The sequence below is a fragment of the Pseudomonas glycinae genome, assembly GCF_001594225.2.
Classification (GTDB): Bacteria; Pseudomonadota; Gammaproteobacteria; order Pseudomonadales; family Pseudomonadaceae; genus Aquipseudomonas; species Aquipseudomonas glycinae.
The window spans coordinates 4,548,249-4,567,006 of the sequence record NZ_CP014205.2 but is presented as its reverse complement, the minus strand read 5'-3'; the positions used below and the strand labels follow the sequence as shown (position 1 = coordinate 4,567,006).

Below are 18,758 nucleotides of genomic sequence, written 5' to 3'. Positions count from 1 at the left end.
GTGGGAGCTGGCTTGCCAGCGATAGCGGAGTGTCAGTCAACATTAAATGTGAATCTGAGTCCGTCATCGCTGGCAAGCCAGCTCCCACAGTTTTTGCAGTGTTTCAGGCGGTGCAGGTCAGTCTTTCAGACCGAGAATGTCACGCGCCACGGCTTCAGCAATCCGAATCCCGTCAACACCCGCCGACAGAATCCCGCCCGCATAACCCGCGCCTTCACCGGCCGGGAACAGACCCTTCACGTTCATGCTCTGCAGCGATTCATTTCGGGTGATGCGCAGCGGCGACGAGGTGCGGGTCTCGATCCCGGTCAGCACCGCATCGTGCAGCGAATAACCGCGAATCTGCTTCTCGAACGCCGGCAGTGCTTCGCGGATCGCTTCGATGGCGAAGTCCGGCAGGGCCAGGGCCAGATCGCCCAGCGAGACGCCCGGTTTGTACGACGGCTCGACTTCGCCCAGCGCGGTGGATGGTGTGCCGGCGATGAAGTCGCCGACCAGTTGCGCCGGCGCCTTGTAATCGCTGCCGCCGAGGATGAAGGCGTGGGATTCCAGACGTTCCTGCAACTCGATCCCGGCCAGCGGGCCGCCCGGATAATCGACTTCCGGGGTGATGCCGACGACGATGCCGGAGTTGGCATTGCGCTCGTTACGCGAGTACTGGCTCATGCCGTTGGTGACCACGCGGTTCGGCTCGGAAGTCGCCGCCACCACGGTACCGCCCGGGCACATGCAGAAGCTGTAGACCGAACGGCCGTTCTTGGCGTGGTGCACCAGTTTGTAGTCGGCGGCGCCCAATTTAGGGTGGCCGGCATACTTGCCAAGACGTGCGCGGTCGATCAGCGATTGCGGGTGCTCGATACGGAAACCCACCGAGAACGGCTTGGCTTCCATGAACACGCCACGGCTGTGGAGCATGCGGAAGGTATCGCGGGCACTGTGGCCCAGCGCCAGGATCACGTGTCTGGAGTGCAGGGTTTCGCCGCTGGCCAGCTCGACGCCGACCAGTTGACCGTCCTCGATCAGCACGTCGGTGACGCGTTCCTGGAAGCGCACTTCACCGCCCAGAGCGCGGATCTCTTCGCGCATGGTCTCGACCATGCCGGTCAGGCGGAACGTACCGATGTGCGGTTTGCTGACGTAGAGGATTTCTTCCGGCGCGCCGGCCTTGACGAATTCGTGCAGCACCTTGCGGCCGAGGAATTTCGGATCCTTGATCTGGCTGTACAGCTTGCCGTCGGAGAACGTGCCCGCGCCGCCTTCGCCAAACTGCACGTTGGACTCGGGGTTGAGCACGCTTTTGCGCCACAGGCCCCAGGTGTCCTTGGTGCGCTGGCGCACTTCGGTGCCGCGTTCGAGGATGATCGGCTTGAAGCCCATCTGCGCCAGCAGCAGGCCGGCGAAGATCCCGCACGGGCCGAAACCGACCACGATCGGGCGCTGGCTCAGGTCGCTTGGCGCCTGGCCGACGAATTTGTAGCTGACATCCGGCGCCACGTTGACGTTACGGTCGTCGGCGAACTTGCCCAACACTTTGGCCTCGTCGCGCACTTCGAGGTCGATGGTGTAGATGAAGCACAGTTCGGAAGACTTTTTGCGCGCATCGTAGCTGCGCTTGAACAAGGTGAAATCGAGCAGGTCATCGCTGGCAATGCCCAGGCGTTGCACGATGGCAGCGCGCAGGTCTTCGTCGGGATGGTCGATCGGCAGCTTGAGTTCGGTGATTCGTAACATGACAGGATCCGGTTCGCGGGGCGCACAACTGCGCCAGGGCGTTTGAAGGCGGCGATTATAAGCCGCATCCGCCGGATCCCGTGAGGGTAAAACGATCAGTCGTTACGCGAACCGCCGAAATACCCGCAACCGCGCTGTACCTGGCCGTCGATACGCAACTCGGCGCTCATGTGCTGCACGCTGCCGGTGCTGGTGTCGACGCAACGCTGCGGCGCGACCCACAACTCGATGCGCTGGTTGTTGGCTTCGCTGCTGAGATTGAAACGGCCATCGCCCAATTGCTCTTCGACGTAAGGCACGGCGAGCGGTGGCTGGCCTTCGCGGTCGATGACCAGGCCCTTGCCGCTGACCTTGACGTTCCATTCCGGGCCATGGCCGGCGGCGCGCAGGATCAGCTGTTTGAAGTTGGGATCGTCGCAGGCAGTGCCGGAGCGTTCGACGCGATAGAGCTGGGTCAGGTCGAGGCGGTCGCCGGCGATCTTCCCGCGCACGTCGGCGAACAGCTTGCCCTGCTGATCGGCCAGGGTGGCGGCCTCTTGCAGGACGCTGGTGCCGCCGATGTCATTGACCACGTACTGACGCTGCTCGCCGCAGGCCTGAAACACCAGTTTGCCGTCGGCAGCGGTCAGTTGCCCCTGCATCCGCGTCTGGCCGACGTGGGAGGCGCTTTCCCGCGCACCATCGAACAACTGGCACGCGGCAAACAACGGGAGCAGGGCAACAACGATCAGGGAACGGGCAACACGCATCTTTGGCTCTCCAGACAAGTGCCGCCACGTTACGCAGGCTGGCCGCTGATCACAACCATGAGTTGGACCTGCCATGTACCGGAAACATTTGGCTTAACTTTGGAAGTCGGGGCGAAAGGTATTTGGCAGTACCTTGTCCGCCTTTTGGATGCGCGAGGTTTTGTATGAAAGGATCAGGCAGGGTGCTATTGGCAGTACTGGCATTGATGGCTTCATTTCCGTCGGTGGCGGCAGAAATTGCTTTTTCATCAGCGGCGGATTTCTCCGAAATGAGCCTCGAGCTCAAACGAATCGATGATCCGAATCCGCAAACGGTCGAGCTCAATGTCACCTTGAGCCCGGATGCACAGCGTCGCCTGGAGCGGGCGACGACTGAGGGAATGCACAAGCTCCTGCAGGTATCCATCAATGGCATTCAAGTGTCGAGCGCGATGGTTGGATCGGTGGTCCGCGGGCCGGGCCTGAGGATAGGCGTGCCGCGTGAGGTCGCCAGAAATCTGGTGCCGACGCTGCTGGAGCCTTTGACACCTTGATGCGACGCTGACCCAGCGTCGCAAGCCGAAGTTTTTCAACCCACGTGAAACGTCTGACCTGTCTGCAAGCCTTCGACACTTTTGGCGTAGGCCAACGCCACATCCGCCGCAGGAACCGGCTTGTAGCCACGGAAGTACGGGGCGTAGCTGCCCATGGCTTCGACCAGCACGGTCGGGCTGATCGAGTTCACGCGCAGACCGCGCGGCAGCTCGATGGCGGCGGCGCGGACGAAGCTGTCCAGCGCGCCGTTGACCAGTGCAGCAGAGGCGCCGCTGCGGATCGGGTCGTGGCTGAGCACGCCGGTGGTGAAGGTGAACGATGCGCCGTCGTTGGCGAATTCGCGGCCGATCAGCAGCAGATTGACCTGGCCCATCAACTTGTCTTTCAGGCCGAGGGCGAAGCTGTCTTCGGTCATTTCACCCAGCGGGGCGAAGGTCACGTTGCCGGCGGCGCAGACCAGCGCGTCAAACTTGCCGGTCTGTTCGAACAGCTTGCGGATCGATGCGCTGTCGCTGATATCCACCTGGAAATCGCCGCTGCTGCGACCGATACGAATGACTTCATGACGCTGCGACAGTTCTTTGTCCACGGCCGAACCGATGGTGCCGCCCGCGCCGATCAACAGAATTTTCATCGTGATTGCCTCAATTGATTGAACGAGGTTTCAGTCTAGAGTGGTTTTTTCTGCGGATAAGCGCACTAATGGGCAACCTTTGGTTTTCAAATGGAAACAATCCATGAGCGAAATGGATGATCTGGCGGCGTTCGCGGTGTTGATCGAGGCGGGGAGTTTTACCCTGGCGGCGCAGCAATTGGGGTGCAGCAAGGGGCAATTGTCCAAGCGCATCAGTCAGTTGGAGGCGCGGTTTTCCGTGGTGTTGCTGCAACGCACCACGCGTCGGCTGAGCCTGACGGCGGCCGGTGCGGCGTTGTTGCCGCAGGCTCAGGCGCTGGTAGTCCAGGTGGAGCGAGCGCGTCAGGCATTGGCGCGATTGAAGGACGACATGGCTGGCCCGGTGCGTATGACCGTTCCGGTGTCGCTGGGGGAAACCTTCTTCGACGGTTTGCTGCTGGATTTCTCGCAGAAATACCCCGAGGTACAGATCGAACTGGAGCTGAACAACAGCTACCGCGAGCTGTCCCGCGACGGTTTCGATCTGGCGATCCGCACCGAGGTGGCCAATGACGAGCGACTGGTGGCCAAGCCGCTGCTGGCCTGGCAGGAAATGACCTGCGCCAGCCCTGAATATCTGGAGCGCTTTGGCGAACCGCTGACGCCGCAGGCGCTGGCTGAACACCGTTGCCTGCTCAACAGTCACTACAGCGGTCGCGAGGAATGGCTCTATCACCAGCAGCACGAACTGCTGCGGGTGCGGGTGTCGGGGCCGTTCGCCAGCAATCACTACAACCTGTTGAAGAAAGCCGCACTGGCCGGCGCCGGCATTGCTCGCCTGCCGTCCTACCTGTTGCAGGCAGAATTGGCTGACGGCCGATTGCGCTGGCTCCTGCGTGATTTTCAGACCCGACGCATGCCGATGTATCTGGTGCACCCGTATCAGGGCGGTCTACCGAAACGCACCCAGGTACTGGCGGATTACCTGATCGGCTGGTTCAAGCTCAGCGGCGAGGCGCTGGACCGGTTGTAGTGCCTGGCGATCAGGTGATCGATCGACAGTTTGCCCGGCCCGGTTGCCATCAAGTACAGCAACACCGCCATCCAGGTGCCGTGGGTCGGGTACGCATCCGGGTACACGAACAGCTGAATGGTCAGGGTCATGCCCAGCAAGGCCAGCGCCGAAAAACGCGTGGCGAAGCCAATCAGGATCAGGATCGGGAAGAAGTGTTCGGCAAACGCCGCCAGATGCGCGGCGATTTCCGGCGCCAGCAGCGGCACGTGGTATTCGCTCTTGAACAGTGGAATCGTCGAGTCCGCCAGACGCGGCCAGCCGAGCTCGAAGGTGCCATCGATCAGGTCGACGGCCAGCCCTTCGACCTTGGTCTGCCCGGATTTCCAGAACACGGCTGCGATGGAAAAACGCGCGATGAAGGCGATCAGGCTGTGAGGGATTTTTTCCAGCAGCGCGATGGCGCGGGCAATGAGGCTGTTCATGACGACACCTTTGGGTGGAAATGAGTGATGAGCTGGCGGCTGATGAGCAGGGCGAGGGTCTGGCTGAGGTCGAAGGCCTCGGCGGATTCCAGCGCCTGCGTAAGTGACAGGCCGGCCTTGAGCTGGTGAATGAACTGGCTGGCGCCGCGATCCACAGCGAACACCTCGACTTCCAGTCCATTGCGCAGGATCAACGCGTGTTGGGCGTGATGCAGATTGATCCCGGCCAGCGTCGCGTCGTGCTGATGCGCCGCCCAGATGTCCACCACGGCGAAGCTTGAATCGAGCAGATGCAGCGAAGGGTGCAAGCCGATGCGCAGTTCGTTGAGTGCATCGGCATCTGCGAATACGGCAGCGATCCGCTCCTGACTCAGGGGCAACGCATCGGCAGCGTGATAGGCCTGCGTGCGCAAGCGCTCCAGCCGCGCGACATCGGCCAGATAGGGAACACTCGCAGCAGGTTCGAAGCCGCTGATGAAGTCCGCCAGCTCACCGCCGTAGTCACTCATCAACGGACTGTGTGGTGGATGGCTTTGTACGAAAACTCCGGCCATGGCCCGGAAGAATTCGTCCCCCACCAACTGCACCACCACGGGATAACTGTCGGCCAGTGCGTTGATCAACGAGCTCTGAACATTGTTGCGGTACACCGCGAAACGGCTGGCGGGGTCGGCACCGTTGGCGCTGCACAAACCGTCGGGGCAGGGCAGGTCGGAATCGAGCAACGCTGCGCTGAATGCGGCTTGAGTGCTCATGGCCGACCTCCCGCGCACAGCAACAGCTCATCGGCCTGATGCGCTTCCGTCAACAGAACGTTGAAGGCCGGCACCTGATTGTCCCGTTCGATCAGCGTCGCCACCGGGCCGACACGTTCCAGCGCTTTCTGGTACAGCGACCAGACGGCTTGATCGATCGGCGCGCCGTGATCGTCGATCAGCAAGCGGTCACCGAGGCTGTCGGAATCTTCAGCAAAACCTGCCAGATGGATCTCGCCCACCGCGTGCAGCGGCAGTGCATCGAGGTAAGCCAGGGGATCGCGTTGATGGTTGATGCACGAGACGTAGACATTGTTCACGTCCAGCAACAGCCCGCAGCCAGTGCGCCGGATGACTTCACGGATGAAATCCGCTTCGTCGATGGTCGAGCGCTGGAAGGCCAGATAGGTCGCCGGGTTCTCCAGCAGCATCTGGCGCTTGAGGGTGTGCTGTACCTGATCGATGTGGTCGCAGACGCGGTTCAGCGTCGGCCTATCGTAGGCCAGGGGCAACAAGTCATTGAGGAACACCGGGCCGTGGCTCGACCAGGCCAGGTGTTCGGAAAAGGAGTGAGGTTGATAGCGCTCGATCAGCGCCGCCAGGCGTTTGAGGTGCTGAACATCCAGCGGGCCTTCGGCCCCGATGGACAGCCCGACGCCGTGCAGCGACAGCGGATACGCCTCGCGAATCAAGCCCAGAAAATGATGAAACGGTCCGCCGGCCACCATGTAGTTTTCGGCGTGGACTTCGAAGAAACCGATGTCCGGACGTGAAGCGAGCACTTCGCTGAAGTGCTCGCTCTTGAGCCCCAGCCCGGCACGGGACGGGAGCCCGGTGAGGGCTGCCCGAGTGCGGCGCAAGGCATGGTCGCAGGATGTGCTCATGATCGACACTCGGGCGGCTCCCGGATCAGGACTTGGCTTTGAACGCTTCGAGCTGACCGAAACCGGTCGGCGAGGTTTTGCTTTCGGTGGTGGTGCAGGTGCCTTTCGGAACCAGTTTCCAGGCGTTGGCCTGATGATCCATTTTCGCGGTGCCGGCACAGGTGGTGCCCGCGCCTGCGGCGCAATCGTTCTTGCCTTTCATGGCCACGCCGAAGCATTTTTCCATGTTGTCGTCAGCGGCGTGGGCGGTGGAGACGGCAGCGATGCTCAGAGCGGAACCGAGGGCCAGAACCAGGGCGGTGGCGGACAGGGTGCGGGTGGTAGCAGTCATGATGTTTCTCCGGTTTGAACTTGGGTTTGAACAAGCGATTGCGCTTGCTTGCCCCACTAGAGAAACGACTTGGGGATGCGTTACAGCGATCGATAAAAGATTTTTTGCCGGGCACAAAAAAACGGCCCGAAGGCCGTTTTCTGTTTGAAGCGATCCATCAACCGCCGAGGTACGCCTCGCGTACTTTCGGGTCGGTCAGCAGCGCTTCACCGGTGCCTTGCATCACCACCCGGCCGTTCTCCAGAACGTACGCACGGTCAGCGATTTTCAGCGCCTGGTTGGCGTTCTGTTCGACCAGGAACACCGTCACACCGTCCTTGCGCAGTTGTTCGATGATGTCGAAGATCTGCTGGATGATGATCGGTGCCAGGCCCAGCGACGGCTCGTCGAGCAACAGCAGTTTGGGCTTGCTCATCAGCGCACGGCCGATGGCGAGCATTTGCTGTTCGCCGCCGGACATGGTGCCGCCGCGCTGGTTGAAGCGTTCTTTCAGGCGTGGGAAAAGTCCGAGAACCTTGTCCATCTGTTCCTGATAGTCGCCCTTGTCGGTGAAGAATCCGCCCATGGACAGATTTTCTTCGACGGTCAGACGGGCAAACACCCGACGACCTTCCGGCACCACGGCGATGCTCTTGCGCATGATCTGCGACGAGTCCTGGCCGACCAGTTCCTCACCCATGTAGCGGATGCTGCCGCTATGGGCCTGCGGCGAACCGCAGAGCGTCATCAGCAGGGTGGACTTGCCGGCACCGTTGGCGCCGATCAGGGTCACGATCTCGCCCTGGCGGACTTCGACGTTGACACTGTGCAGGGCCTGGATCTTGCCGTAGAAGGTGGAAACGTTTTCGAACTGCAGCATTTACGCTTCCCCCAGGTAGGCTTTGATCACTTCAGGATTGTCGCGGATCTGTTCCGGCGTACCGTTGGCCAGGGGCGTGCCCTGGTTGATCACGACGATGTGGTCGGAAATGCTCATGACCAGTTTCATGTCGTGTTCGATCAGCAGCACGGTCACGTTGTGCTCTTCACGCAGCACGCTGATCAGCGCCTTGAGGTCTTCGGTTTCCTTCGGGTTCAGGCCGGCGGCCGGTTCGTCGAGCATGAGGATCCGCGGACGGGTCATCATGCAGCGGGCGATTTCCAGGCGACGCTGCTGACCGTAGGCCAGGGTGCCGGCGGGGCGGTTGGCGAACTCTTTCAGGTTGACCTTTTCCAGCCAGTATTCGGCGAACTCCATGGCCTCGCGCTCGCTCTTGCGAAACGCCGGGGTCTTGAACAGGCCGGACAGGAAGTTGGTGTTCAGGTGACGGTGCTGGGCGATCAACAGGTTCTCGACCGCCGTCATGTCCTTGAACAACCGCACGTTCTGGAAGGTGCGCACCACGCCTTTGAGGGCGATCTTGTGGCCAGGCAGGCCGTGGATCGGCTCGCCGTCCAGCAGGATGCTGCCGCCCGATGGCTGGTAGAAACCGGTCAGGCAGTTGAACACGGTGGTCTTGCCGGCGCCGTTCGGCCCGATCAGTGCCACCACCTGTTTTTCCTTCACGGTCAGGGCCACGCCGTTGACCGCCAGCAAGCCGCCAAAGCGCATGCTCAGATTTTCGACTTTCAGGATCTCGCGGCTCATTTGCGCAGCTCCATGTGAGGACGTTGCATGGGCAGCAGACCTTGAGGTCGCCAGATCATCATCAGCACCATCAGGGCGCCGAACATCAACATGCGGTACTCACTGAACTCACGCATCATTTCCGGCAGCAGGATCATCACTACGGCCGCGAGAATCACGCCCAGCTGCGAGCCCATGCCACCCAGCACCACGATGGCGAGGATGATGGCGGACTCGATGAAGGTGAACGACTCCGGCGTCACCAGACCCTGACGGGCGGCGAAGAAGCTGCCGGCGAAACCGGCGAAGCTCGCGCCCAGGGTGAACGCCGACAGCTTGATCACGGTCGGGTTGAGACCCAGCGCGCGGCAGGCGATCTCATCTTCACGCAGCGCTTCCCACGCACGGCCGATCGGCATGCGCAGCAGGCGGTTGATGATGAACAGCGCAGCCAGCGCCAGCAGCAGGGCAACCAGGTACAGGAAGATCACCTTGTTGATCGAGTTGTATTCCAGGCCGAAATACTCGTGGAAGGTTTGCAGGCCTTCCGCAGCCTTGCGTTCGAAGGTCAGGCCGAAGAACGTCGGTTTCTCGATGTTGCTGATGCCGTTCGGGCCGCCGGTGATGTCGGTCAGGTTACGCAGGAACAGGCGGATGATTTCCCCGAAGCCGAGGGTCACGATCGCCAGGTAGTCACCGCGCAGACGCAACACCGGGAAGCCGAGCAGGAAGCCGAACGTCGCCGCCATCAGGCCGGCAATCGGCAGGCAGATCCAGAAGCTCAGGCCGTAGTAGTGCGACAGCAGCGCGTAGCTGTAGGCGCCGACGGCATAGAAGCCGACGTAACCCAGGTCGAGCAGACCGGCCAGACCGACCACGATGTTCAGGCCCAGGCCGAGCATCACGTAGATCAGGATCAGCGTCGCGATATCCACTGCGCCGCGGGAGCCGAAGAACGGCCACACCAGCGCACCGATGATCAGCGCGATGATGAAGTAACGCTGGGTGGTCGGCAGGGTCAGGAAGTTGCTGGCCTTGGCCGGGATCAGCGGCATGCCCGGCGACGAACGCCACGCCTTGCTGATCTGCTGGTTGAACAGCACCCGCAGGAACATCAGCACCGAGCAGATCGCGATGGTCGCCAGAATGGCCGGGCTGGTGTTGTGCACTTCCAGGTTGATACCGACGATGGTCAGTTTCAGACCCAGTACCGGATAGGCCACGGCCCAGACCAGCAAGGCGCTGAACAGCGCCTGTTTAAGATTCCTAGTCATACTTTCTCAACCTCCGGACGGCCCAGAATGCCGGTCGGACGGAACAACAGCACCAGAACCAACAAGCCGAACGCCACGACGTCCTTGTACTGGTCGCCGAAGATATCGGCGCCAAAGGCTTCCGCCACCCCGAGCACCAGCCCGCCGAGCATGGCGCCGGGGATGCTGCCGATTCCGCCCAGTACCGCGGCGGTGAAGGCCTTGAGGCCGACCAGGAAACCGGCGTTCGGGTTGATCACGCCGTATTGCATGCTCAGCAGCACGGCCGCGACGGCCGCCAGCGCAGCACCGATGACGAAGGTCAGGGCGATGATGTTGTTGGTGTTGATGCCCAGCAGGTTGGCCATCTTGATGTCTTCGGCGCAGGCGCGGCAGGCGCGGCCCAGGCGAGAGCGGGAGATGAACAGCGTGAGGCCGAGCATGGCGATCAGGGTCACCACGAACACCACGATTTGCATGTAGGAAATCAGCACTTCATGTGCGCCACCCGGGCCGAAGGCGAAGTTGCCCGGAATCAGGTTGGGGATTGCTTTGTCCTTGGAGTCTTGCGCCAGCAGAACCGTGTTCTGCAGGAAGATCGACATACCGATCGCGGAAATCAGCGGGATCAGACGGTTGCTGCCGCGCAACGGGCGGTAGGCAATGCGTTCGATGCTGTAACCGTAGGAACTGGTGACAACGATGCTGGCGATGAACGCCACGGTCATCAACAGCGGGACGCTTTCGAGTCCCATCATGGTCAGCCCGGCGATGGCGATGAACGCCACGTAGGAACCGATCATGTACACCTCGCCGTGGGCGAAGTTGATCATTCCAATGATGCCGTAGACCATCGTGTAGCCGATGGCGATCAGGGCATACATGCTGCCAACGTTCAAGCCGTTAACCAGCTGTTGGAAGAAGTGATAGATGTCAGGCATTACAGCGCTCCTAAAAACCTGATACGCATTTCACTGGTGGAGTCATTTTCCCGCCCGGTCCCGTGGATCTTTATCCACTTCGAATCCGGGTTTTGCCAGCGAACCGCTGATGACGGTTTTGAGATTTTCAGGTGGGGAGACTGGCGGATCACGCCAGCGCGGCCCAATACATTCGTAAAACAAAGCCCACGGCACGCCGTGGGCTTTATTGGCAGTCAGTCAGGCAGCGCCTTACTGAGGCGACACTTCGGTTTTAGGTTTGCCGTTGTGCCACTCGTAGACCACGAATTTGAAGTCCTTCAGGTCGCCCTTGGCGTCGAAGCTCAGGTCGCCGGTCGGGGTCTTGAAGGTGCCGGCGTGGATGGCTTCAGCCACTTTGGCAGGGTCTTCGGACTTGGCCGCAGCGATACCGCCGACAATCACTTCAACTGCCGAGTAGGACGGGAACACGAACGGACCGCTCGGGTCTTCTTTCTTGGCCTTGAATGCATCGGCCAGGGCCACGTTGGCCGGATCCTGGTCGAAGGATTTCGGCAGGGTCACCAGCAGGCCTTCGGACGCGTCCTTGGCGATCTGGGTGATCGAGTCGTTACCCACGCCTTCCGGACCCATGAACTTGGCCTTCAGGCCTTTTTCCTGGGCTTGACGCAGGATCAGGCCCAGCTCCGGGTGGTAGCCGCCGTAGTAGACGAAATCGACGTTGGCTTGCTTGAGCTTGGCGATGATCGCGGAGAAGTCCTTGTCGCCGGCGTTGACGCCTTCGAACACGGCAACCTTGGTGCCTTTCTTCTCAAGGGTGGATTTGACGGCGGTGGCGATGCCTTCACCGTACTGCTGCTTGTCGTGCAGCACGCCGACGATTTTCGGCTTCACGTGATCGGCGATGTAGTTACCGGCGGCAGGGCCTTGGGCGCTGTCCAGACCGATGGTGCGGAACACCATTTTGTAACCACGGTTGGTGATGTCCGGGCTGGTGGCAGCCGGGGTGATCATGATCACGCCTTCGTCTTCGTAGATGTCCGAAGCAGGCTGGGTGGAGCTGGAGCACAGGTGACCGACCACGAACTTGACGCCGTCGTTGACGACCTTGTTCGCAACCGCTACCGCTTGTTTCGGATCGCAGGCGTCATCGTATTCAACGGCTTCGAGCTTCTTGCCGTCGACGCCGCCTTTGGCGTTGATCTGTTCGATGGCCATTTTCGCGCCACTGAACTGCATGTCGCCGTACTGGGCTACTGGACCGGTTTTAGGGCCGGCGATACCGATCTTGATGGTGTCAGCTGCGAACGAATGGCTGGCAACCCCGGCCAGAACCATAGCGGCAAACAGTTTGGAAATCTGCTTAGTAGCCTTAGTCATAGTGCTCCACTCTTACTGTTGTATTTTTTTAGAGTCCTGACGCCGTAGCAGCAGAACCGGGACAGATATCTAGGCGATACCCTCCGGAAAAGCCCCCGGCAACTGTACCGGTACAGTGTAGAGCGCCGGTTGTTGGCCTGGGAAGCTGGCGCCAGGGGGCAAAACCTGAGGGTGTCGCTTTAATGAAAGAAAAAGACAGAATTGCGGCGGGACGTTCAGAGGGCTTATGCCCAATCATCAGCATTCCTTGGCGTTCCTGCTCTTTTCGTTCGGTACGACCTTTTGCAACCGGGTTTTTCTGCCGAACCACCGACGTTATCATTCGCGCCGATTTCTTTTCCGGACAGCCCCATGAATCAAGAACCTAGCACCCTCTATGCCAAGCTGCTTGGTGAAACCGCATCTATTACCTGGAAAGAGCTGGAGCGCTTCTACGCCCAGGGTGCCCTATTGTGGGTCGACCCCGGTCTGGATTTGATCGCGGTCGCCGAGGCCGTGGCGTCGGATCAGGACGAGAAAGTCGCCGCCTGGCTGGCCGAAGACAAGGTCGCCAAGCTGTCTGAAACGCGGGCGCTGGATATTTTCGAGCGTGATCCCGAGATGTGGGCGGTGGTGGTCCGGCCGTGGATCCTGGTCCAGGAAAGGGCAGTGGTTTGATGAGTCGCACCTTGTTGGTGCGAGTGAGGGCCGTGAAAAAGTGTGTAGCGGAGTAGCGTGATGGCACGTTGCCGTAGAGAAATGCCACAAGCATGGGTGGCATAACGGTGACGTAAACGTAACGGGCACAGTTTAGTAAGCAGCCTAACGGCTGCTTAATTGTTTCGGGATGTTGGAAAGGCTGAAATCTTCAGTGAATTTCGGGGCCCCATCGCTGGCAAGTCGAATCGTCGCACCGCAGCTCCCACAGGGTTCGAGTGAACACGAATATTGTGGACACCACGAAAACTGTGGGAGCTCTCTTGCCAGCGATCGGGGCGACCCGGTCTTCGATCAGACCGAGTAAGACTTGCCAGTATGGTTATTGAGGGAAATAACCTTGGTCTTGCCTATCCGGTGACGGTAGATCTCGCGCAGGTACTTGATCGACTTCTTCACGCAATCGCGCGACAGGCGAATGTCATTGATCGAGACAAACTTCTCTTTGTCGTTGATCAGTTCGCGGTACTTCTTCTCGTACATCGGCTTGATCGCGTACCAGTTGGTATCGAGGATCTTTGCCGGGTTCTCGAATTCGTTGAGCAGGTCGTCGATGCGGTCTTCGTCGAACTCTTCCTGGATGATGAAATCGAGGATCGAGTTGTCCAGAGTCTCGTCAAAACGGTATGGGGTTTTGGCGAAGCAACGCTTGATGAACGCCACGATCAGCGTCAGGAAGTCGTCCGACAGGCACGGGCTCTTGGCGATCAGAGTGGTCAGCGACAGGTTGGCCGAGGCGCCGATCACCAGCGCGTAACGCTTGAGCGTGGTGTTGGGGAACAGGCTGTTGAGGTGGGTCTTCAACCGGTTCAGGTCCATGTATGACAGCTTGTAGTCTTTCGGCAGCGAAACGATCGAGACCACCGACGAGCAGTTCTTGAAAAAGTGCAGGTCATGCAGCGCGGCCGCGTCGTAACCGGAATTCTTGTACTGCTCCAGCGACGCGCGATAGCGCTTGGACTCGATCGGCAGCAGGCTGATGCCTTCGATGGCCTGGGTCACTTTGTTGAAGTGCGGCAGGTCGATCGAGCGGAAGAACAGGTCGTCGATGTTCAGGCGCTGCGGCTCTTTGTCGAACACCTTGAACTTGTCGCTGCTTGGCGGCGGGGTTTCCGGCACTACCGATTCTGCATAGGCAATCGCCACCGGGCCGGCCAGGCTCATGAACAGGTCGTTGGCGTCCAGGCGAATGGTCTCGCCGATGTCGATCCCGGCGCGACGGAAATAGTTCTGGTCGTAGTCGGTCGTAACCGCCTGGGCCGTCAGAATGTTGAAGATCTGCTGCGAGATGTACTGGTTGGCGTGCTTCTCCATCGCATTGACATCAATGTTCTGGATGTTGCCGTCATCGCTCTCTTCGGCGTAACGCATGATGTCGTTGGAGATCAGCATCATCGCGTTCCATGGGCGGATACGGCCCATGACGCTGGCTTCGCTGCTGTCTTCATTGGCGAAGTTGTACGAGAAATCCCATTCTTCCGAGAGGTATTTGCACAGCAGGCGACCGGCGTTGATGTGCAGCGCCTCGGACATTTCGCTGCGGTGGTCGGAAATGTTCGGCAGCACGCAGATGCCGCTGGTGAAGATCGGCTCGAACACGAACGAATGACCGCTCTTGCCGTCGTGCTCGTCCATCGGCTTGGTGTCGAACGTCTTGTTCATGTACGAGTGCTGCTGGGCCAGGCCGAATTCCGAGGCCATGCCCGAACCGGTACCGCCGCCGGCACTGAAGATCGAGAAATACAGGCGCGACTGGTTGGCCTTGATGCCGCAGCTGTCGATCAGGTACGAGTGGATCATTTTCCAGTCAGGGCTGGAGAAGCGCTGGGTGTCCTTGTTCAGGATGATCTTCGCCAGATACTGGCCGAGAATAGGTGCGTTACCGGCACCACCGGCGTGGACTTCCGACAAGTCCATGATCTTCATCTTGCTGTAGTCGCGCAGGAAACCGCTCTTTTCGCCCTTGCGCGAGAAGCGGATACGCCCGGCAATGTCCTTGTCCAGGTCGCCGAGCATCACCAGCGGTTCTACCAGGAACACCGGTTTGGTCGACTTGTTCGGGCCGATCCGCAGATTCTGCTTGATCCACTGGGCCGGGCTGTAGCCTTTGTCGGAGGCCAGGCGACGGTCAGCCGCGCGATCCTCGTTGTTGAATTCGTTGAGGTAGAACTTGCGCGCGTTGTACACCAGCTCCGCCACGTCGAGGGCGATGTTGGAGCCGCAGCGACCGAGGCCGATCAGGCACACCGACGGGAATTCCTGATCGTTGTGCTGTTCGTTGTCGCCTTCCAGGTGCGGCGGGCGCGGGAACACCAGGTCACGCAAGCCATCGAGGTTGTCGAGGATGCGGTCGGTGTTGGTTTCGGTGAAGTACAGGTATTGCTGGGTGCCCAGCGGGCGCGAGGGGGGCAATGGCTTCATCGGGGCAGGGCTGTTCGCCGCAGGGCTCAGAGTCAGATCGGATACCGCAGTGGCCGGATTGTTTTTAGAAGTCATTGAGCGCCATCTACCTGGACTGGTTGGTTCAACGACCGCTGTCGTCGAACCTCACGGAATGGGAATCTCGCGTCTTTTTTCTGCGCGTATTTGGCCCGTGCGTCAGGGGTATGGCCTGAGTGCCGCGCGGGGGAATCCTTTCCTGATTGATGATGGATCGGCCATTATTCGGCGATCTTTAATCAAAAGGAGGCTAAATGATGTCAACGCGACCTTCGTTGGGTTTTGCCGGAATCGGCCTGATGGGCCTGCCGATGTGCCGCCGTCTGCTGGCCGCCGGTTACCCGCTGACCGTGTGGAACCGCAACCCGGCCAAGTGCGCGCCGCTGGTCGAGGCCGGCGCCCGGCAGGTGGCGACTCCCGCTGAACTCTGTGAACAGGCTGACGTGGTGATGCTGTGCCTGGCGGACACGGCGGTGGTGCGCGAGGTGGTGTTCGGCCCGGCCGGCGTGGCCGAAGGGGCGAAACCCGGTCAGTTGCTGGTGGATTTTTCCAGCCTCGAACCGACGGCGACCCGTGAGATGGCGGCTGAACTGGCCGACAAGACAGGCATGGCCTGGCTCGATTCGCCGGTGTCCGGCGGGGTGGTCGGGGCCGAGGCCGGCAGTCTGGCGATCATGGTGGGCGGTGATGCAGCGGATCTTGATCGCGTACGACCGGTATTGCTCGAACTCGGGCAGCGCGTCACGCACATGGGCGGCGTCGGCGCCGGTCAGGTGACCAAGGCCTGCAATCAGATGATCGTCGCCTGCAACGCCCTGGTGATCGCCGAAGTGGTGGCGCTGGCCGAGCAGGCCGGGGTTGATGCCAGCCTGATCGCCGAGGCGCTGGCCGGTGGCTTTGCCGATTCCAGACCGTTGCAGATTCTTGCCCCGCAAATGGCCGAAAGCCGTTTCGAACCGGTGAAGTGGCACGTGCGCACGCTGCTGAAAGATCTGGATACCGCCGTGAAGTTTTCCCGGGAAACCGGCTCGGCCACGCCGATCAGCGGATTGGCCGCACAACTGATGCGCCTGCATGGGGCGCAGGGTTTTTTGCAGAAGGATCCAGCGACACTGGTGCAAATGTACCGCGCGCCAGACTCAACGGATTGACCGCGTGCGCGTGTTTGCGCTGGTTGATTTCCTCCAGCACCGGGCGCAGTTCGGCCAGTGGCACCGGGCGGCTGAGCAGGTAGCCCTGAATGAAGTCGCAGCCCGAGCGCTCGAGGAATTCGTATTGCTCCAGGCTTTCGACGCCTTCGGTGACCACCTGCAAATGCAGGGTGTGCGCCATGACGATGATCGCCTGGACGATCTCCATGTCGGCGGTGGCCTTGGGAATGTCGAGGATGAACGAGCGGTCGACCTTCAGGGTGTTGAGCGGCAAGCGCTTGAGATAGGCCAGCGACGAATAGCCGGTACCGAAGTCGTCGATCGACAGTGACACGCCGAGGGCGCGGATTTGTCGCAACAACACCAGGGTGTTGGCGATGTTGCCCATCAAGGCGTTTTCGGTGACTTCCAGTTCCAGGCGTTCCGGGGCGACCCCGGCGCTGCGCAAGGCGTGCTCGATTTCATTGGCCAGCTCTTCCCGGGCCAGATTCAGCGGTGAGCAGTTCCAGGCGATCTTCAGCTCTTCACAGCCATGGCGCGACAGTTCGCCAAGGTCCTCACAGGCCTTGCGCAGGACCCAGTTGTCGAGCTCGGCGATCAGCCCGTTGTTTTCGGCGATGGCGATGAATCGGTCCGGGGTGAGCAGGCCGTGCACCGGGTGCTGCCAGCGGATCAGCGCTTCAAGCTTGGTGACCTTGCCGGTCTTGAGTTCGAAGATCGGCTGGTAATACAGCAGCAGACCGTTCTCCTGACGCAGAGCGTGGCGCAGTTCTTCTTCCAGTTGCAGTTCGAGGCTGGCGCGGTTCTTCAGGTTGGAATCGAAAAAATGCACGCCGTTACGTCCGGCGCCCTTGGACTGATACAGCGCCAGATCCGCGTGCTTGAGCAGTTCATCGCAGGTGGAGCCGTCCTCGGGAAACAGGCTGATGCCGATGCTGGTGGTCATCACCATGCGTCGTCCGGCGAGTTCGATCGGCTCTTTCATCTTGAGCATGATGCGCTGGGCCAGGTTGCGCGCCTCTTCACGGTCGCGCAGACCGATCAGGATACAGAACTCGTCGCCGCCGAACCGCGCCACCACATCTTCATGGCTGCGCACCGAGCCCTTGATGTGCTGGGCAATGACTTTGAGCAGTTCGTCGCCGGCGTCATGGCCGAGGCTGTCGTTGATGCGTTTGAAGTGGTCGATGTCGAGAAACATCACTGCCAGCATCCCGCCTTCGCTGGTTTTCTGGCTGAGTTTTTCAGCGAAGATCTGATTGAAGCCACGCCGGTTGATCAGGTTGGTCAGAGCATCGTAGTTGGCCACGTGCTGCAGCGACATGCGTGCCTGATCGAGCTGACTGAGCAGGGCGTTGACCCGGCGCAGATCGTGCTCCTTGTTCTGCAGCTTCTTGTCGGCCAATGCGGCGCTGATGGCGCTGCCAAGAATCAGCAAGGTGATCAGCGCGACGGTCAGGCCCAACTGCAAATGGCTGGTTTGCGACGCCAGGGTCGGCAGTTGCCCTTCGGGCAGCACCAGTTGCAGCGCCGCCATGCCGGTGAAATGCATGCTGAGGATGCCCGCACCGAGAATCAGCGCCGCCACGTATTTGAGCATCTGGATGTGCAGGCCACTGCCTTCGCGCAGATAACCGGCCACCCACAGTGCGGCGAAGCTGGCGCCGATCGCGATCACGATCGAGGCCAGAAACAGAGTGGGGTCGTAGTAAGCCGAGGCGGCGGATTCGATGGCGGCCATGCCGACGTAGTGCATGCCGGCGATGCCCAGACCAATGACGATGGCGGTCTTGAGGTACTGCAGCAGGCTCGGCTGGGGCGTGCTCAGGGTATGCATCGCCAGCCAGGACGCCAGTAGCGCGATCACCAGGGAAAACAGGGTCACGGGCAGGTTGTACTGAATGCCGATCGGCGCCTGGAACGCCAGCATGCTGATGAAGTGCATGGCCCAGATGCCGCCGGCCAGACAGGTGGCACCGATCCAGCGCCATATCCGCTGCGAGCCGGGCTCTTCAGCGTGGGCGACCCGTTCGGCCATGTCGAGGGTGGCGAAACTCGCGGCGCAGGCGACCAGGTAGGCCACCAGCACCAGCAGGGGATTGTGTGTGCAATTGAGGATGACCTGCCCGCTCTCCGGCTGCTCGGCAACAAGCTGCAACCCAAGCCACTCCATAGCATGCCCCGTTTCTGAGTGCGTCCTTACTGCGTCATCAACGCAG

18 protein-coding genes are annotated in these 18,758 nt (G+C 60.6%); 4 read left to right on the top strand and 14 right to left on the bottom strand.

All coding sequences use genetic code 11. The features are described from left to right. Nucleotides 1–117: 117 nt before the first annotated feature. Both AWU82_RS20860 and AWU82_RS20855 read right to left on the bottom strand, forming a co-directional pair. Complete coding sequence (locus tag AWU82_RS20860; protein WP_064382938.1) at nt 118–1,731, bottom strand: NAD(P)/FAD-dependent oxidoreductase; 1,614 nt, start codon at nt 1,729–1,731, stop codon at nt 118–120. A 95-nt stretch (nt 1,732–1,826) separates the two neighbouring features. Further along, on the bottom strand, nt 1,827–2,480 hold the full coding sequence (locus AWU82_RS20855; RefSeq protein ID WP_064382939.1) for a COG3650 family protein: 654 nt from the start codon (nt 2,478–2,480) through the stop codon (nt 1,827–1,829). A gap of 164 nt (nt 2,481–2,644) precedes the next feature. Between AWU82_RS20855 and AWU82_RS20850 the strand changes: the two genes are divergently transcribed. Next, nucleotides 2,645–3,013, top strand: a complete 369-nt coding sequence (locus AWU82_RS20850) for a hypothetical protein (RefSeq protein ID WP_064382940.1) — start codon at nt 2,645–2,647, stop codon at nt 3,011–3,013. Between the two features lie 35 nt (nt 3,014–3,048). Here AWU82_RS20850 and AWU82_RS20845 read toward each other — a convergent pair whose 3' ends face one another. Next, nucleotides 3,049–3,648 (bottom strand): short chain dehydrogenase, encoded by a 600-nt coding sequence (locus tag AWU82_RS20845; RefSeq protein WP_007959150.1) that lies wholly within the window; start codon nt 3,646–3,648, stop codon nt 3,049–3,051. Nucleotides 3,649–3,751: 103 nt separating this feature from the next. Between AWU82_RS20845 and AWU82_RS20840 the strand changes: the two genes are divergently transcribed. Beyond that, nucleotides 3,752–4,660 carry a LysR family transcriptional regulator gene (locus AWU82_RS20840; protein WP_064382941.1) on the top strand — a complete coding sequence of 303 codons (909 nt, stop codon included), beginning with the start codon at nt 3,752–3,754 and terminating at the stop codon, nt 4,658–4,660. Here AWU82_RS20840 and AWU82_RS20835 read toward each other — a convergent pair. From AWU82_RS20835 to AWU82_RS20795, 9 genes are all read right to left on the bottom strand, one after another. Next, nucleotides 4,609–5,124 (bottom strand): DoxX family protein, encoded by a 516-nt coding sequence (locus AWU82_RS20835; protein WP_064382942.1) that lies wholly within the window; start codon nt 5,122–5,124, stop codon nt 4,609–4,611. The two genes, AWU82_RS20840 and AWU82_RS20835, sit on opposite strands and share 52 nt — an antisense overlap. Further along, a complete protein-coding gene (locus AWU82_RS20830) occupies nt 5,121–5,879 on the bottom strand; it encodes an HvfC/BufC N-terminal domain-containing protein (RefSeq protein WP_064382943.1) in 759 nt (252 codons plus the stop codon). The genes AWU82_RS20835 and AWU82_RS20830 overlap by 4 nt, the downstream gene beginning before the upstream one ends. Next, a complete protein-coding gene (gene bufB, locus AWU82_RS20825; protein WP_064384149.1) occupies nt 5,876–6,763 on the bottom strand; it encodes an MNIO family bufferin maturase in 888 nt (295 codons plus the stop codon). Before bufB ends, AWU82_RS20830 begins: the two co-directional genes overlap by 4 nt. 25 nt (nt 6,764–6,788) lie before the next feature. Beyond that, nucleotides 6,789–7,094, bottom strand: a complete 306-nt coding sequence (bufA1, locus tag AWU82_RS20820) for a BufA1 family periplasmic bufferin-type metallophore (protein WP_011332799.1) — start codon at nt 7,092–7,094, stop codon at nt 6,789–6,791. A gap of 157 nt (nt 7,095–7,251) precedes the next feature. Continuing rightward, complete coding sequence (locus tag AWU82_RS20815) at nt 7,252–7,953, bottom strand: ABC transporter ATP-binding protein (protein WP_003222380.1); 702 nt, start codon at nt 7,951–7,953, stop codon at nt 7,252–7,254. Continuing rightward, the gene (livG, locus tag AWU82_RS20810; RefSeq protein ID WP_064382944.1) at nt 7,954–8,721 is read right to left on the bottom strand and encodes a high-affinity branched-chain amino acid ABC transporter ATP-binding protein LivG; all 768 of its coding nucleotides are present in this window, start codon (nt 8,719–8,721) and stop codon (nt 7,954–7,956) included. It lies immediately after the preceding gene. Then, on the bottom strand, nt 8,718–9,974 hold the full coding sequence (locus AWU82_RS20805) for a high-affinity branched-chain amino acid ABC transporter permease LivM (protein ID WP_064382945.1): 1,257 nt from the start codon (nt 9,972–9,974) through the stop codon (nt 8,718–8,720). The genes livG and AWU82_RS20805 overlap by 4 nt, the downstream gene beginning before the upstream one ends. Continuing rightward, nucleotides 9,971–10,894 carry a high-affinity branched-chain amino acid ABC transporter permease LivH gene (gene livH, locus AWU82_RS20800; RefSeq protein WP_007959165.1) on the bottom strand — a complete coding sequence of 308 codons (924 nt, stop codon included), beginning with the start codon at nt 10,892–10,894 and terminating at the stop codon, nt 9,971–9,973. Before livH ends, AWU82_RS20805 begins: the two co-directional genes overlap by 4 nt. Before the next feature lie 231 nt (nt 10,895–11,125). Beyond that, a complete protein-coding gene (locus AWU82_RS20795) occupies nt 11,126–12,253 on the bottom strand; it encodes a branched-chain amino acid ABC transporter substrate-binding protein (RefSeq protein ID WP_064382946.1) in 1,128 nt (375 codons plus the stop codon). Between the two features lie 351 nt (nt 12,254–12,604). Here AWU82_RS20795 and AWU82_RS20790 point away from each other — a divergent pair, with 351 nt between their 5' ends. Continuing rightward, complete coding sequence (locus AWU82_RS20790) at nt 12,605–12,910, top strand: DUF2288 domain-containing protein (RefSeq protein ID WP_064382947.1); 306 nt, start codon at nt 12,605–12,607, stop codon at nt 12,908–12,910. Between the two features lie 333 nt (nt 12,911–13,243). Here AWU82_RS20790 and AWU82_RS20785 read toward each other — a convergent pair whose 3' ends face one another. Continuing rightward, nucleotides 13,244–15,445: a hypothetical protein gene (locus AWU82_RS20785; RefSeq protein ID WP_011332804.1), complete on the bottom strand. Its 2,202-nt coding sequence runs from the start codon at nt 15,443–15,445 to the stop codon at nt 13,244–13,246. 197 nt (nt 15,446–15,642) lie between these two features. Between AWU82_RS20785 and AWU82_RS20780 the strand changes: the two genes are divergently transcribed. Continuing rightward, nucleotides 15,643–16,539: an NAD(P)-dependent oxidoreductase gene (locus AWU82_RS20780; RefSeq protein WP_190241492.1), complete on the top strand. Its 897-nt coding sequence runs from the start codon at nt 15,643–15,645 to the stop codon at nt 16,537–16,539. On the opposite strand, the gene AWU82_RS20775 is transcribed toward AWU82_RS20780, so the two are convergent. Then, nucleotides 16,430–18,712 (bottom strand): putative bifunctional diguanylate cyclase/phosphodiesterase, encoded by a 2,283-nt coding sequence (locus AWU82_RS20775; RefSeq protein ID WP_064382948.1) that lies wholly within the window; start codon nt 18,710–18,712, stop codon nt 16,430–16,432. The genes AWU82_RS20780 and AWU82_RS20775 overlap by 110 nt on opposite strands. Nucleotides 18,713–18,758 lie beyond the last annotated feature (46 nt).